The 15,213-nt window shown below is 50.8% G+C and carries 13 protein-coding genes and 1 riboswitch; of the genes, 1 reads left to right on the forward strand and 12 read right to left on the reverse strand.

The genetic code is table 11. The features are described 5' to 3' along the window. Positions 1 to 28: 28 nt before the first annotated feature. The 8 genes from purF to purE form a co-directional block, all read right to left on the reverse strand. The gene (purF, locus tag BM200_RS18275) at positions 29 to 1,507 is read right to left on the reverse strand and encodes an amidophosphoribosyltransferase (RefSeq protein WP_091188100.1); all 1,479 of its coding nucleotides are present in this window, start codon (positions 1,505 to 1,507) and stop codon (positions 29 to 31) included. Then, positions 1,492 to 3,735 carry a phosphoribosylformylglycinamidine synthase subunit PurL gene (gene purL, locus BM200_RS18280; protein WP_091188101.1) on the reverse strand — a complete coding sequence of 748 codons (2,244 nt, stop codon included), beginning with the start codon at positions 3,733 to 3,735 and terminating at the stop codon, positions 1,492 to 1,494. Before purL ends, purF begins: the two co-directional genes overlap by 16 nt. Then, a complete protein-coding gene (purQ, locus tag BM200_RS18285; RefSeq protein ID WP_091188102.1) occupies positions 3,713 to 4,408 on the reverse strand; it encodes a phosphoribosylformylglycinamidine synthase subunit PurQ in 696 nt (231 codons plus the stop codon). Before purQ ends, purL begins: the two co-directional genes overlap by 23 nt. 3 nt (positions 4,409 to 4,411) lie before the next feature. Then, entirely contained in the window at positions 4,412 to 4,654 is a 243-nt protein-coding gene (gene purS / locus BM200_RS18290; RefSeq protein ID WP_091188103.1) for a phosphoribosylformylglycinamidine synthase subunit PurS, read from the reverse strand. 337 nt (positions 4,655 to 4,991) lie between these two features. Next, complete coding sequence (locus BM200_RS18295) at positions 4,992 to 5,891, reverse strand: phosphoribosylaminoimidazolesuccinocarboxamide synthase (protein WP_091188104.1); 900 nt, start codon at positions 5,889 to 5,891, stop codon at positions 4,992 to 4,994. A gap of 24 nt (positions 5,892 to 5,915) precedes the next feature. Next, a complete protein-coding gene (gene purB, locus BM200_RS18300; protein WP_091188105.1) occupies positions 5,916 to 7,211 on the reverse strand; it encodes an adenylosuccinate lyase in 1,296 nt (431 codons plus the stop codon). 7 nt (positions 7,212 to 7,218) lie between these two features. After that, positions 7,219 to 8,385: a 5-(carboxyamino)imidazole ribonucleotide synthase gene (purK, locus tag BM200_RS18305; RefSeq protein ID WP_091188106.1), complete on the reverse strand. Its 1,167-nt coding sequence runs from the start codon at positions 8,383 to 8,385 to the stop codon at positions 7,219 to 7,221. Next, positions 8,382 to 8,867, reverse strand: coding sequence for a 5-(carboxyamino)imidazole ribonucleotide mutase (gene purE, locus BM200_RS18310; RefSeq protein ID WP_091188107.1), 486 nt, complete (start codon positions 8,865 to 8,867; stop codon positions 8,382 to 8,384). Before purE ends, purK begins: the two co-directional genes overlap by 4 nt. Before the next feature lie 247 nt (positions 8,868 to 9,114). After that, positions 9,115 to 9,215, reverse strand: a riboswitch (purine riboswitch). A gap of 253 nt (positions 9,216 to 9,468) precedes the next feature. On the opposite strand from purE, the gene BM200_RS18315 reads away from it, so the two are divergent. Beyond that, positions 9,469 to 10,755 (forward strand): LysM peptidoglycan-binding domain-containing protein, encoded by a 1,287-nt coding sequence (locus tag BM200_RS18315; RefSeq protein ID WP_091188108.1) that lies wholly within the window; start codon positions 9,469 to 9,471, stop codon positions 10,753 to 10,755. Positions 10,756 to 10,847: 92 nt separating this feature from the next. Here the strand turns inward: BM200_RS18315 and BM200_RS18320 are convergent, their stop codons facing one another. From BM200_RS18320 to BM200_RS18335, 4 genes are all read right to left on the reverse strand, one after another. After that, positions 10,848 to 12,347 carry a DHA2 family efflux MFS transporter permease subunit gene (locus tag BM200_RS18320; RefSeq protein ID WP_091188109.1) on the reverse strand — a complete coding sequence of 500 codons (1,500 nt, stop codon included), beginning with the start codon at positions 12,345 to 12,347 and terminating at the stop codon, positions 10,848 to 10,850. Further along, positions 12,340 to 12,807, reverse strand: coding sequence for a MarR family winged helix-turn-helix transcriptional regulator (locus tag BM200_RS18325; RefSeq protein ID WP_091188110.1), 468 nt, complete (start codon positions 12,805 to 12,807; stop codon positions 12,340 to 12,342). Before BM200_RS18325 ends, BM200_RS18320 begins: the two co-directional genes overlap by 8 nt. Before the next feature lie 221 nt (positions 12,808 to 13,028). Further along, a complete protein-coding gene (locus BM200_RS18330; RefSeq protein WP_091188111.1) occupies positions 13,029 to 14,663 on the reverse strand; it encodes an MDR family MFS transporter in 1,635 nt (544 codons plus the stop codon). A 22-nt stretch (positions 14,664 to 14,685) separates the two neighbouring features. Then, positions 14,686 to 15,120: a MarR family winged helix-turn-helix transcriptional regulator gene (locus tag BM200_RS18335; RefSeq protein ID WP_091188112.1), complete on the reverse strand. Its 435-nt coding sequence runs from the start codon at positions 15,118 to 15,120 to the stop codon at positions 14,686 to 14,688. Positions 15,121 to 15,213: the final 93 nt, after the last annotated feature.

Consider the following 15,213-nt stretch of genomic DNA (forward strand, 5'->3'; position numbering starts at 1 on the left):
CAGTCAACCCCTTTTATAAACTTGTCTATTAACAGCTGCAGCTCTTATCCGATTCTTCGTCAACCGGTGTTGGATAATCGTTATCGAAGCAAGCCAGACACATGCCGCGGTTATACGCGCCGTCATTGCCGCCTACCGAATCGATAAAACCTTCATGGCTAAGGAAATATAAAGAGTCCGCATTAATCATTTCGCACATTTCCTGCACCGTTCTCGAAGAAGCAACCAGCTCCTTGCGATCCGGCGTATCAATACCGTAGTAGCAAGGGTTCTTGAATGGCGGTGAAGTAATCCGCACATGCACTTCCGTCGCGCCGGCCTCGCGAAGCATGTTCACAATCCGGCGGGATGTCGTGCCGCGAACGATCGAGTCATCGATCATAACAACACGTCTGCCTTCCACGACTTTACGCACAGCTGACAGCTTCATCTTCACGCCTTGTTCCCGCAGCTCCTGGGAGGGCTGAATAAACGTACGGCCTGTGTATTTATTCTTAATAAGTCCAAGCTCATAAGGAATGCCTGTTTGCTCAGCATAACCGATAGACGCCGAAATACTCGAATCCGGCACGCCGATTACGATGTCGGCATCCACGAACGATTCCATCGCAAGCTGTTTACCCATCCGCTTGCGCGCGGAGTGGATGTTGATGGTATTAATATCGCTGTCCGGGCGGGCAAAATAGATATATTCCATCGCACAGGTTGCCCGCCGCTCTACTTCTGCATAGCGGTCTTCGCGCATACCGTCAGCATCCAGGTAAAGCAGTTCGCCCGGTTGAACGTCACGTACATATTCTGCGCCAATCGATTCGAACGCACACGATTCGGAAGAGAATACATAACCGTCACCGATCTTGCCCATCACGAGTGGACGCAGACCATTCGGGTCAGACGCTACAAGCAGCTTATCATTCGTCATAATAAGGAACGCGAAGCCGCCAATAATACGCTGAAGCGCATCTTTCGCTGCTTCTTCGAAGCTCTTCGACGAACGAGCGATCAAGTGAGCGATAACTTCCGTATCGCTGGAGGTTTGGAAGATCGAGCCTTGGCTCTCCAGCTCCTTGCGGATCTCCGGTGCATTCACGATATTACCGTTCGTTGCAACCGCCAGATCGCCATCCCGATAACGGAAAATAAGCGGCTGCGCATTCGCCAGCTTGCTCTCGCCAGCCGTCGAATAACGAACGTGGCCAATGGAGCGGTCACCGGCGAGCGATTGAATCCGCTCTTTATCAAATACTTCCTTCACGAGCCCCATACCGCGGTGGTAGGAGAAGCGGTTTCCCGCCTCCGTATCCACTGTACAGATCCCGGCGCTTTCTTCGCCGCGATGCTGGAGAGCATGAAGGCCGTAATAGCTGAGGGAGGACGCATTCGGGACATTAAAGACCCCGAACACGCCACACTCCTCACGCAGTTTGTCAAACATATCGTCACGGCCAATGCCTTCGTTATAATGATTTCCCGTCCACAGCTTATGCTGTTTTATTTCATCAGACATGGAATCGCATCCTTCCAGACCTTCTCCAGTTGTTTTACCGGTGCATTAACGCCGGATTTGCCATTTACGTTGATGGTCAGGCTGCTGCCTTTTACAGTACCGATTGCTGCATTTACTACGCCTTGTTCTGTCAAGTGCGCTTGCAATGCTGCTGCCTTCTCAGGTGTAGCCGAGAGCAGGATACGCGTTTGCGATTCGGAGAACAGAAGGTGGTCAGGACGAAGATCCGTTGCCACGTTCACTTCTGCACCAATTTTGCCGCTGATTGCGGATTCCGCAAGTGCTACAGCAAGGCCGCCTTCAGACAAGTCATGTGCGGAAGCAACCAGACCACCTTGGATCGCTGTCAGAACAGCACCAAGCATGTTTTTCTCCGTTGCCAGATCAATGGCTGGTGGACGGCCTTCAGCCGCACCGTTCAGCACGTAGAGCAGCTCGCTGCCGCCAAACTCTGCTTTAGTGTCGCCGACGAGGATAATAACGTCGCCTTCTTTTTTGAAGCCTTGCGTCGTAATGTGATCCACATCATGTACGAGACCAACCATGCCAATTACCGGAGTCGGGTAGATCGCGCCTTTTGCGTTCTCGTTGTACAAGCTTACGTTGCCGCCGATTACCGGCGTATCCAGCACGCGGCAAGCTTCGGACATGCCGTCTGCAGCCTTCTCGATTTGCCAGAATACTTCCGGCTTCTCAGGACTGCCGAAGTTCAGGTTATCCGTAATCGCAAGCGGTTCTGCACCGGAACATACGATGTTACGGGCTGCTTCCGCTACTGCGATGCGGCCGCCAACTTCAGGATCGAGATATACGTAACGGCCGTTGCAGTCTGTCGTCATCGCAAGACCCTTGCGAGTGCCGCGAATCGTAACAACCGCTGCGTCGGAGCCTGGTTGAACCGCTGTCGACGTGCGAACCATGTAGTCATATTGGTTGTAAACCCACTCTTTGCTTGCCACTGTTGGCGAAGCGAGCACTTTTTCAAGAGCGCCAGTCAGATCGGTTACTTCTGCGAATGCAGCAGTATCAAGCGTTGCATTGGCACGGTAATAAGCCGGCTCTTGGGATGGTTTCTCATAAACCGGGCACTCATCAACGAGCGCTTTAACCGGCATGTCAGCCACTTGCTCGCCTTGGTGGAACAGACGAAGACGTCCGTCATCGGTTACTTTACCAACCTTTTTACAAATAACGCCCCAACGGTCGAAGATCTCTTGCGCTTGTGCTTCATGCTGCGGTTCAACAACGAACAGCATACGTTCTTGCGACTCCGACAGCATCATTTCGTAAGGCGTCATGCCTGTCTCGCGTTGTGGAACTTCATCGAGATACAGCTCCAGGCCGTTGCCGGCTTTGGAAGCCATCTCTGCGCTCGAGCAAGTGAGGCCCGCTGCGCCCATATCTTGAATGCCAAGTACGATGCCGGAGTTGATCAGTTCCAGAGTGGACTCCATAACGAGCTTCTCCATGAACGGATCACCGACTTGTACGGCAGTACGTTTCTCTTCGGATTCTTCTGTCAGCTCAACGGATGCGAAAGTCGCGCCGTGGATACCGTCGCGGCCTGTTGCAGGACCAACGTAGAAGACTGGGTTGCCAACACCTTTTGCTACGCCGCGTTGAATTTTATCATGATCGATAAGACCTACGCACATGGCGTTAACAAGCGGGTTGCCTTCATAGCTCTCGTCGAACATCACTTCGCCTGCAACGGTAGGAATACCGATACAGTTACCGTAGCCGGCGATGCCGCTGACCACGTTCTCGAACAAGTACTTCACGCGATCATTCTCCAGCTTGCCGAAACGAAGCGAGTTCAGCAGGGCAACCGGACGAGCGCCCATCGAGAAAATGTCGCGGATAATGCCGCCAACGCCTGTTGCAGCGCCTTGATAAGGCTCAACCGCGGACGGATGGTTATGCGATTCGATTTTGAATACAACCGCCTGGTTGTCGCCGATATCGACGATACCCGCGCCTTCGCCTGGTCCCATCAGGACGCGAGGACCTGTGATCGGGAATTTCTTCAGGATTGGCTTGGAGTTCTTGTATGCACAGTGCTCCGACCACATAACGCTGAATACGCCGATTTCAGTGTAGTTTGGTTTACGGCCGAGAAAACCGCAGATAAGCTCAAATTCATAATCCGATACACCGAATTGTTGATAAATCTTTTGCTCGACGATTTGTTCGGCTGTTGGTTCCTTAGCCGTTAATTGCTGCGCCATGTTGTTCCCTCCATGCATTCAAAATCGATGTAAACATCCGTTTGCCGTCTTCCGAGCCGAGGATTTGGTCAATCGCGCGCTCTGGGTGAGGCATCATGCCTACGACATTGCCCTTCTTGTTGCTGATGCCGGCAATGTTCTCAACAGAACCATTCGGGTTCGTGTCGCCTGCATAGCGGAATACGATCTGGTTGTTCGCTTTCAGCTCAGCCAGGGTTGCATCGTCGCAGTAGTAGTTGCCTTCGCCGTGCGCAATCGGAATATCGATCATCTCGCCTTGCGAGTATTGGTTCGTAAATGCCGTGCCGTTGTTTACCACTTCAAGCATTTGTTGCTGACAGCGGAATTTAAGACCCGTGTTGCGGATCAGCGCGCCTGGCAGGAGGTTCGCTTCGGTCAGGATCTGGAATCCGTTGCAGATGCCAAGGATAAACTTGCCTTGTTCTGCTGCTTTCACCACTTCATTCATTACCGGAGCATAACTAGCCATCGCGCCGCAGCGCAGGTAGTCGCCGTAGGAGAAGCCGCCCGGCACCAGAATAGCATCGTAAGCGGACAGGTCGGTCGCTGTATGCCATACATAATCAACCTCTTGGCCGATTGTATCTTCTACCGCTTTGTAGCAGTCGATGTCACAGTTGGAGCCAGGGAATACGAGAACTGCAAACTTCATCGGTTACCCCTCCAATTCAAAACGGAAATCTTCGACTACCGTGTTTGCCAGCAGCTTTTCGCACATCACTTTCACGCGTGCTTCCGCTTCCGCGCGGTCATTCGTGTCGAGCTCAAGCTCAAGGTATTTGCCGATGCGGACTTTCTCAACTTCTGCGAAGCCCATCGTGTGCAGCGAGCCTTGAACGGCTTGACCTTGCGGGTCGAGTACATTTTGTTTGATAGTGACGTAGACTTTTGCTTTCATGGTTGGCCTCCTGAAAATGGTTTTTCCGGTCGAATGGTGCTAGTTCGTCAGCTTGGGTCGCTCGGTCACAGGGGTGTCTGTCTACGTCGCTGTTGAAATCCGGAAAATTTGATCAGAACCGCTTAGCGGTTATTTTCCCGATTTCAAAGGCGAGCGCTGTCGCTCTACGACAGTCACCCCTGCTCCCTCACTTCCGACAGCCGGCCAAACAACATCCTCCCGGGTAGTCGTGGGTACCGCGCGGGGCGTTAGCGCTACTTCCGTGCTCAACGCCAAAGAGAAAATCTCAAAGCATAAGATCAAATAACGATGATAAAAGACTAAATATAATTGCGATCTATCCGAGCGAACGGCCGGTAAGACGGCTGTAAATATCCAGGTAACGATTTGTTGTTTCGTTAACAACGGATTCTGGGAGAGGAGCCGGTTTGCTGTCTCTGTCCCAATCGGAACCGAGAAGGTAGGTGCGGACCGGTTCTTTGTCCATGCTGTCAATCTCAATATCGTAAGCATAGTTGCTCTCCGCCCAGAAACGCGAGGAGTCCGGGGTAAAGATTTCGTCGATCAGAATGACTTTGCCGTCGATCAAGCCGAATTCGAATTTGCAATCGGCAAGGATGATGCCATGCTTCGCGCAGTATTCATGAGCGAATTCATACAGCTTGATGCTGCGGTCACGAAGCTCTTCCGCTAGCTCGGCGCCAACCATTTCTTGCATGCGCGTAAACGGAATGTCCTCGTCATGGCCAACGTCGTTTTTCGCAGCCGGCGTGAAGATTGGCTTAGGGAAGCGCTCGTTCTTGCGCATGCCCTCCGGAAGCTCGATTCCGTTAATCGCGGACGTTTGCTGGTATTGTCTCCAGCCGCCGCCTGTGATATAGCCGCGAACGACACATTCAATGTCGATGCGCTCCGCTTTTTTCGTCACCATGATCCGGTCCTTCAGAAGCTCGGGCGACGTAATGATGTCCCCAAGCTTTTCTACGTCCGTGTGGACAACATGGTTCGTTTGGATCGATTCCGTTTGCTCGAACCAGAAAGCCGACAGGCGGTTCAGCACGTTGCCCTTCTGAGGCACGGCCGGATCCAGCACATAATCGAACGCCGAGATCCGGTCGGTCACCACAATCAGGTAATGTTCGCCCAGATCGTAAAGCTCACGTACTTTCCCTTTGTACAGCAGCGGAGCCTTGATATAATCCGCTGCTGTGGATAAAGCTTGCGATTGTGCAGTCATTCTTTCTCGAATCCCCTTTGCCTCTTAGTTCAAGCCAAGACGTGTAAAGATCGTATCCACATGCTTCAAATGCCAAGCCGGATTGAAGGCATCGTCAATCTCTTCAGCCGACAGCAGGCTTGTAATTTCCGGTGTCGATTCGATAATGTCGCGGAATTGGCGTTGCTCTTCCCAAGCCTGCATCGCGCGCGGTTGAACCGTATCGTAGGCTTGCTCGCGGCTGAGGCCTTTATCGATCAGCTTCGTCATAACGCGTCCGGAGAACGGAACGCCAAACGTGCGCTGCATGTTTTTCTTCATGTTCTCAGGGAACACGGTCAGGTTCTGAATGATGTTGCCGAGACGGTTCAGCATATAGTTCAGAAGCATCGTTGCATCCGGCAGAATTACGCGTTCAGCCGAAGAATGGCTGATGTCGCGCTCATGCCACAGCGGTACGTTCTCGTAAGCTGTCAGCATGTGGCCGCGGATGACGCGGGACAGACCGGAAATATTCTCGCAGCCGATCGGATTGCGTTTGTGCGGCATAGCCGACGAACCTTTTTGACCTTTAGCGAATGCTTCTTCCACTTCACGGAATTCGCTCTTCTGCAAAGCGCGGATTTCCGTAGCGAATTTATCAAGCGATGTCGCAACAAGTGCGAGTGTCGCCATATATTCAGCGTGACGGTCACGCTGCAAAGTTTGAGTAGAGATTGGAGCTGCACTGATGCCCAGCTTGTTGCATACGAATTCTTCAACAAACGGATCGATGTTCGCGTAAGTACCAACAGCACCGGAGATTTTACCGAATTGAACGCCGTTAGCTGCATGCTCGAAGCGCTCTAGGTTGCGTTTCATTTCTTCATGCCAAAGGGCCATCTTCAGACCGAAGGTTGTTGGCTCGGCGTGTACACCATGCGTACGGCCCATCATTGGCGTATCTTTATATTGAACGGCTTTCTCGCGAAGGATCGAGATGAAGCGCTCGATGTCTTTTTTCAGGATAGCATTCGCTTGAAGAAGGAGATAACCGTTCGCTGTATCTACAACGTCAGTCGAAGTCAGGCCGTAGTGCACCCATTTGCGCTCCGGACCTACGGTCTCGGATACGGCGCGTGTGAACGCGATAACGTCATGGCGAGTTTCCTGCTCGATTTCGTAAATGCGGTCGATATTGAAAGTAGCTGCTTTGCGAAGCGCTTCTACATCTTCTTTAGGAATAACGCCAAGCTCTACCCAAGCCTCGCAGGAACAAAGCTCAACCTCGAGCCATGCCTGGAATTTGTTCTGCTCCGTCCAAATTGCTCTCATTTCCGGTCTGCTGTAACGCTCTAACATGTACCGTTCACACCTTCCAAATAGTTGTTTCTTCTATCCAATCAAGCGCCTGCTGCACGTCGCCAGCAAGCACGTTAACATGGCCCATCTTCCGTTTAAACACGGCATCCTTCTTGCCATACAAATGAACCTTCGGAGCAACCTTTAATCTTGCTGCCGCTTCATCATGCTTCGCCATCCGCGCTAGCAGCGGCTCAATATGCTGACCGAGGACATTCACCATAACAACCGGAGTCAAAAGCTCCGTATCGCCTAAAGGCAGGTTGCATACAGCGCGCACATGCTGCTCGAACTGCGAGGTCCGGCAAGCCTCCATCGTGTAGTGTCCGCTGTTATGCGGGCGCGGCGCCAGTTCGTTGACGAACAGTTCGCCGTCAGCCGTCAGGAACAGTTCTACAGCAATCAGGCCTACAACACCAAGCCCTTCAGCAATTTTCATCGCCAGCTTTTCCGCTTCCTTCTGCACGCTCTCCGCAATGCGAGCCGGTACGATCGACAGATGCAAAATATTCTCGACATGAATATTTTCCGCAGCGGGGAACGCTTTTATCTCGCCTTGCGGACTTCTTGCCGCAATAACGGATAATTCCTTGTCAAAGGCAATGAATTGCTCCAGCACAAGCTCAACGCCGGCACGGCTTAATGTCTCATAGGCTTCATCAATCTCATCGAAGCTCCGAATCACCCATTGCCCTTTGCCGTCATAACCGCCCATCACCGTCTTGAGTACGCATGGAAGGCCAAACTTCTCGGCCGCGGCACGCAGTTCTTCGCTGCTTCGGATTTCGCTGTACGGGGCAACCCGCACGCCTGCCGCTTCGATCGCACGCTTCTCGCGCAGCCGGTGCTGCGTCGTGTAGAGCAGCTCGCTGCCCTGCGGTACGTACGATTCCGACATCAGCATCGCTGCCACATCGGCGTCGACATTCTCGAACTCATACGTGATCACATCCGCTTGACGAGCCAGCTCGCGAGCTGCATCGCGGTCATCGTAAGCAGCCACGATCTGGTCGGCTACTTGTCCGCAAGGAGCATCTGGAGTCGGGTCAAGCGCAACGAAGCGATAACCCATCGCGCTGCCTGCGAGCGCCATCATCCGGCCAAGTTGTCCGCCGCCAAGAACACCAATGGTGCTGCCCGGCAGAAGCGTCCGTTTGCCATCTTCCATCATCATAATGTCTCACTGCTTTCCAGCACTTCCTGCTTGATCCGCTCGCGCCGGGCTTCCACCCGGGCTTGTACTTCAGGATCAAAGGCTCCCAGCATTTGAGCGGCGAGCAGTCCGGCATTCGTGCCGCCGGCGTTGCCGATCGCTACCGTCGCAACCGGAATGCCGCCTGGCATTTGCACGATCGACAGGAGCGAGTCAAGGCCGCTCAGATTAGAGGATTTGACTGGTACGCCGATTACCGGCAGAAGCGTCTTCGCAGCAACCATGCCCGGCAAATGCGCGGCACCGCCGGCACCTGCGATGATTACTTTAAGGCCGCGTTCTGCAGCCGTCTCCGCATATTCGAACATCAGATCCGGAGTCCGGTGAGCGGAAACAACCTTTTTCTCGTAAGGAATTTGCAGCTCTTCTAACACGTCGCAGGCAAGTTTCATTGTATCCCAATCTGACTTGCTGCCCATGATGACGCCTACTTTCGCAGACATGCGTTCAAACCTTCCTTCATCTATAAATTGTGTACATCTCGCGAAAATCAACCTTCTGGAAACGTAAAAAAACCCGCGCCGCAACCATAACGTCTATGGATGCTGCCGGGACCCGAGCAGATGGCAACAATTGTCTTTACTTCAATTCTGCGCCCCGCTACCAAAGGAAGACGTAAGCCGTTTCACCTTGATTAATGCGGCAATGCAAAGACAGCATAAGGCTGCCCATACTTTCGGGCAACCTGTATATTTGTTCCATCATACTCGTAGTCCGAAAATATAGGTTTTCGGGTAGAAACTTTCGGGCCTTATTCCCGAGGATATACGAGGAATTTCATCATATTTACGGATCATTCGACTAATGTTCCGCCTTAACCTACTCTAGTTTATCCAATCCCCCTATGTCTGTCAATGAAAAGCGTATAAAATACGAACATTAAAATAATGGAGTTCAAATAAAGTTCGTTTTTGTCTCGAAATGTATCCAAATCCCTTTCCTTTTTCTGCCGTAATCAAATTAATTGGCATGGTGTTAAGTATGGGGAGTATCGGAATAGAGTAGTAGAAGAGATACTGGAACGGTTAAAGGGGGCGAGAGGCCATGCAGATCTATACCGTCAAGCAGCGAGATACCATACAGAGCCTGGCTCAGCTCTACAACTTATCACCAGAGGACGTTCTTACTGCTAACGGCATGATGAGCTTGGAGCCTCTCGTCGCCGGACAGTCGCTTATTCTGCCGGTGCAGGTCAACAATCATCAGGTGATTCCGGGAGAAAGCTTATGGACGATTTCGCAAAAATACGGCGTAACCCTGCAAGAGCTTGCGAGGGTTAACCATATCACCAATCCCGCTCTTATTCTTCCCGGCATGAGGCTCCGCATTCCAAATACGCACAAGATGACTATCGAAGTAAACGGTTATGCCGAGCCCTCCAGCTCAGCGACCGGCATCTCCGCTCCGGCCGCGGCTGCAGTAAAGCATTTGACCTTCCTCAGCCCGTTCAGTTATCAGGTCAGGCCGGACGGTTCAATCAGCTCCCTGTATGATCAGCCGGTCATTAAGGAGGCTTACCGCAACCGGGCAGCGCCAATGATGGTCATTACGAATTTCGACGGTTATGCGTACAGCCCAAGTCTGGTGCATTTCATCTTATCGATTGAATCGGTGACGGAGCGGCTGATCCAGCAAATCATTAACGTGATGCGGGCGAACAGGTATTGGGCTCTAAATGTCGACTTTGCTTTTGTCCCGGCAGCTGACCGCAAGCTTTATCATCAATTCCTTGAACGGCTTGCCGGTTCCCTTCATGCCATCGGATGCCTGATATCCTCCACCCTCCCGCCTGCGAGCTCACCAGACGAGGAAGGCCAGCTCTATGAGGGACAGGATTATGCCGTGCAGGGCAGGATTATGGATTTCGTCATTCTCATGACCTATGAATGGGGCTGGTCAGGCGGACCGCCAATGCCTGTTGCTCCAAAGAATGAAGTAGCTAAAGTTCTTAATTATGCGTTATCTCTTATTCCAGCCAGCAAGATCGTGCTCGGGATGCCGTTATACGGTTATGATTGGACCCTTCCCTATATCCCCGGACAGGACTGGGCTTTGTCCATCAGCAGCAATGATGCTGTCAGAAGAGCCGCACGATATGGAGCTTCTATTCAATACGATCCGGTTGCGGAGTCACCGTATTATGGTTACAGGGATGAGTATGGACGCGACCATCAGGTCTGGTTCGAGGATGCGAGGAGCGTGCAGGCGAAGCTGGATCTCGTCAAATGCTATCATCTGCGCGGAATAAGCGGCTGGGTGCTGGATGTTCCGTTTCCGGCGTTCTGGCAGGTTCTGGAAAATAATTTCCATGTTCAGAAGTGGATGAGATAGAGCATCATTTCATCCTCCGTTTGAACTTAATAGAAGGACAACAAAAACGGCCGTGCAGGTTTTATGCCTGCACGGCCGTTTTTGTTAAAAGATTATTCGGCTGCGAAATGAGCTTCAGCAAGGTCATCGCCTACTACCTTGGCCGGTTCTTCATGCGGTTTGACTTTACGGATAAAGAACGCGAGTACCAGAGCTGCAACAGCGAACCATGTTGCCACAACGAACGAGTGGTTAATACCTGTAATGGTCGCTTCCTGAACGACATGAGCCATTGCTGCTTTATCGCTTGGATCAATACCTTGCGAAATAACCATCTGCTTCGTTTCCGATGCAGCCTTATTCGTCATCAGCGTAACAAGGAATGCCGTACCAAGCGCGCCTGCCACGTTACGAAGCGTTTGAGACATCGCGGAGCCGTGGGCATTGAGGCGTTGCGGCAATTGGTTCATGCCAGCGGTTTGGATCGGCATCATCAGCATGGACATCCCGAACATCCGCAGCGTATACATCGTAATCAGATAACCATATGTCGTATGATCCGTCAGTTGGCTGAATTCATAGGACGAGAACACGGTAATCACCAGACCGGTAACCGCCAGCCAGCGAGCGCCAACTTTATCGAAGATCATGCCGGTAATCGGGGACATGATCCCCATCAGGATTGCACCTGGCAGCAGAAGCAAGCCCGATTCCAAAGGCGTAAAGCCGCGAATATTTTGCAAATAGATCGGAAGCAAAATCATACCCGAGAACATCGCCATCGTGATGATAACGTTAATGACAGTCGTCAGGGAATACATGCCGAATTTGAATACACGCATTTCAAGAATCGGCTTCTTAACAACGAGCTGGTACCATACAAAGGCAATAAGGGCAACAACCCCAACAATCAGGCTTGTATACACCGTTACGTTGTCCCAACCGTCAGTACCGGCATCACTGAAACCGTAAAGCAGACCGCCAAAGCCAAGCGTGGACAAAATAACGGCAAAGACATCCAGCTTGGACTTCGCTGTTTGCGTTACGTTCTTCATCGAGATTGCGCCGTAGACCAAGGCGAATAACGAGATCGGCAATACGATGTAGAACAGAATGCGCCAGTCATAATGCTCGACGATCCAGCCCGACAGCGTTGGTCCAACAGCCGGGGCGAAGATCATCGCGATCCCCATCATGCCCATTGCCTTACCGCGTTGTTCAATCGGGAAGATGGTCAGGAATATAATGGACATAAGCGGCATCAGAATACCTGCGCCAGCCGCCTGAATAATACGTCCTGTCAGCAGAACCTCAAAGCTTGGCGCCAAGGCACTGACTACGGTACCTGCTGTAAATAAGCTTACGGCAACGACAAATAAGGACCTGGTCGAAAACCGGCTGATCAAATATGCACTAATCGGAATAAGGACCCCATTGACAAGCAAATAACCGGTGGACAGCCATTGTACCGTATTCGCGCTGACTTCCAGGTCAGCCATAATGCTTGGAAGCGCGACGTTCAAGAGCGTCTGGCTCAGAAGCGCGACAAACGCCGCGATGAGTACCGATGCGACGATCGGGCCTCTTTTAAATGCTGCTACAGCATTACTCATTGGATTTTCTCTCCTTTTCTGTAGGTGTTTTGTTATCCATATTCACAAGCAGCTGAGTGAAGATCCTTCTCAGATGCTGAATATCCTCTTCTGGAAGAGCGTTAAAGAAGGACGAAAAGGTTTCTTTCTGCGATTCGAGCACATCGTCAACCATAGCCTTGCCTTTAGGAGTTAGTTCAATGTACACGACCCGCCGGTCGTCATTGGCACGCTCTCTGCTTATCCATTCTTCGGCGACCAACTTATCCGCTATGCCCGTAATAGCGCCGGAAGTCAATCCCAGAACTTCAGCCATTTCTGAAACCTTGCGTGAGCCGGAGGTATGCAGCGTGAACAGCACCTTAAATTGCGTATAGTTCATGCCGCTCATCGTTTTCCTGCTCCACTCATTGTTCACGTTCTTCAGGAAAGTCCGGAATTGTCCGATAAAACCAATTAATTCTTCGTTGGCATTCGTCATTTCCTCTCTCCTTTCCTGTCTGACTTGAGCCTATGACGCACCCTATTCGTTAGCATTTAATATTTTAATACTAAACAAATTATTAATAAAGCATTTATTACTATATATCTTTTTTATGAATCAGTCAATGCACTTTTTTGAGTTTTTTCTCCAGCTTGACCTGCCTGAAATAAAGGAAGAAGACAGCTTTAGACTGCCTTCTTCCTTCCCTTATTATTCCGTTAGTTGCTTTGGCTAACAGCTGCCACTTGACCTTCTACTTGCACATCTTTGCCCGCTGTTTCATCTTGAGACGTTTTATTCGATGTACGAAGCGGAATCTCTCTAATAAACCATACAAGCACAACGGCAATGAATAATATGCCGGCACCTGTCAGGAACACCGTTGAGAGCGAGTTGCTAAGCGCGTCGCGAAGCAAATCGATCATTTTATCGAATTGAACCTGCAGATCAGCCGTCAAGCCTTCACGCGTAGCTTTGAGCGCGGGCTGATCCGTCAGCATTTGCGGATTTGCAAATTGTGCAAATTTCTCTGCTGTTGCAGGATCCAGCTTCGACATGTCCGCACCTTCACCGGACTTGGCAAGATCCGTCAGGTTTTGCTTCAGTGCCGAAGAAAGCACCGTTCCCATAACCGCAATACCAATAGTACCGCCTAAGTTACGGAACAATTGCATCGTTGCCGTAGCTGCACCAAGCTCCGCATGCGGAACGGCATTTTGAACCGTAAGCGAGAAGACCGGCATGCCAAGCCCAAGCCCAAGACCAAATATGATCATCGCCAGAACGGCCAATGGCACGCTGTTCATAAATGTCATAATGAGCATGCCAACGAGCATAATCGGCAGACCAATGACAGCAAAGCGTTTGTATTTACCTGTTCTTGAGATCAGTTGACCACCAATCGCACTCGTAATAACCATGCCAATCGACATTGGCATCGTTACATAACCGGCATGAGTCGGCGAAATCCCAAGGACACCTTGCACGAAGAAGGAAAGATAGATCAGTGCGCCCATCATGCCAAAGTTCATAATAAAGCCGATTACATTCGATAAGGTAACTGTGCCATTACGGAAAATATACAGCGGAAGTACAGGATTTTTGGCTTTCCGTTCAATAAGCAGGAAGAGTATAAGCGACAGAACCGTCGCGCCAAACAAGCCGATAATTTGACCAGAAGCCCATTCGTATTTCGATCCCGCCCATGTAAAAGCAAGCAGAAGCGGCACAAGTGTTGTTGTCAGTAAAATCGAACCCAAATAGTCAATGGGCTGGTGAGCTTTGCGCTCGGTTTTCGGGAACAGCGTCAGAATCATAATAAAAGCTATAACACCAAGCGGCAGGAAGATCCAGAACACCCAATGCCATGCCATATGATCGATAATCCATCCGCCTAATGTCGGACCAATCACGCTGGAGAAACCAAATACGGCAGTCATAACCCCCGTCCATTTGCCCCGTTCACGCGGAGGGAACAAGTCACCTACCGCCGTGAAGGCTGTTGCCATAATAATACCGGCGCCAACCCCTTGAATCCCGCGGAAGGTAATGAACTGATAAACATTGTCCGCAAGACCGGACGTAAAGGCGCCAACAATGAAGAACAATATACCCGCCAGGATGAACGGCTTACGTCCATATATATCTGAGAGCTTGCCGACCAGAATGGTAGCAATGGTGGAAGTCAGCATATAGATCGTGATCGTCCATGTATATAAATCCATTCCGCCAAGTTCCGCGATAATGCGCGGCATAGCCGTGCTGACAATCGTTTGGTTGATAGCTGCAAAGAACATCGCGAACATGATGGCAATCATAATCGTCAGTTTTCTTTGTTTCGATAAATGTTCCATGATTTTTCTCTTCTCCCCTTATCTATTTGTTGTCCATATTCGCTAGCAGCTCAGAGAAGATTCTTCTCAGGTGCTGAATATCTTCTTCCGGCAGTACATTAAAAAAGGATGAAAAGGTTTCTTTCTGCGTTTCAAAAACATCATCCATCATTTCCTTGCCTTTGGCTGTTAAGGCAATGTACACCACTCTGCGGTCATTACTGGCACGCTCCCGGCTAATCCATCCTTCTGCAACGAGCTTATCGGCAATGCCGGTAATTGCCCCTGAAGTAAGCCCCAGAATATCAGCAATATCCGATACTTTAAGAGAGCCGGATGTATGAAGGGTGAGGAGCAACTTGAATTGCGTATAGTTCATGCCGCATATCGTATTCTTGCTCCACTCGCTGTTCACGTTCCTGAGAAACGTTCTGAACTGTCCGATAAAACCAATCAATTCTTCGCTTGTATTCCTCATTCCCTCTCTCCTTCCTATCCTGACCTCGACTTTCTAGCACTCGCTAATTCGTTAGTGTTTAATATTTTAGCACTAAACAAATTAGCAACAAAG

This window comes from Paenibacillus catalpae (assembly GCF_900112695.1).
Classification (GTDB): domain Bacteria; phylum Bacillota; class Bacilli; order Paenibacillales; family Paenibacillaceae; genus Pristimantibacillus; species Pristimantibacillus catalpae.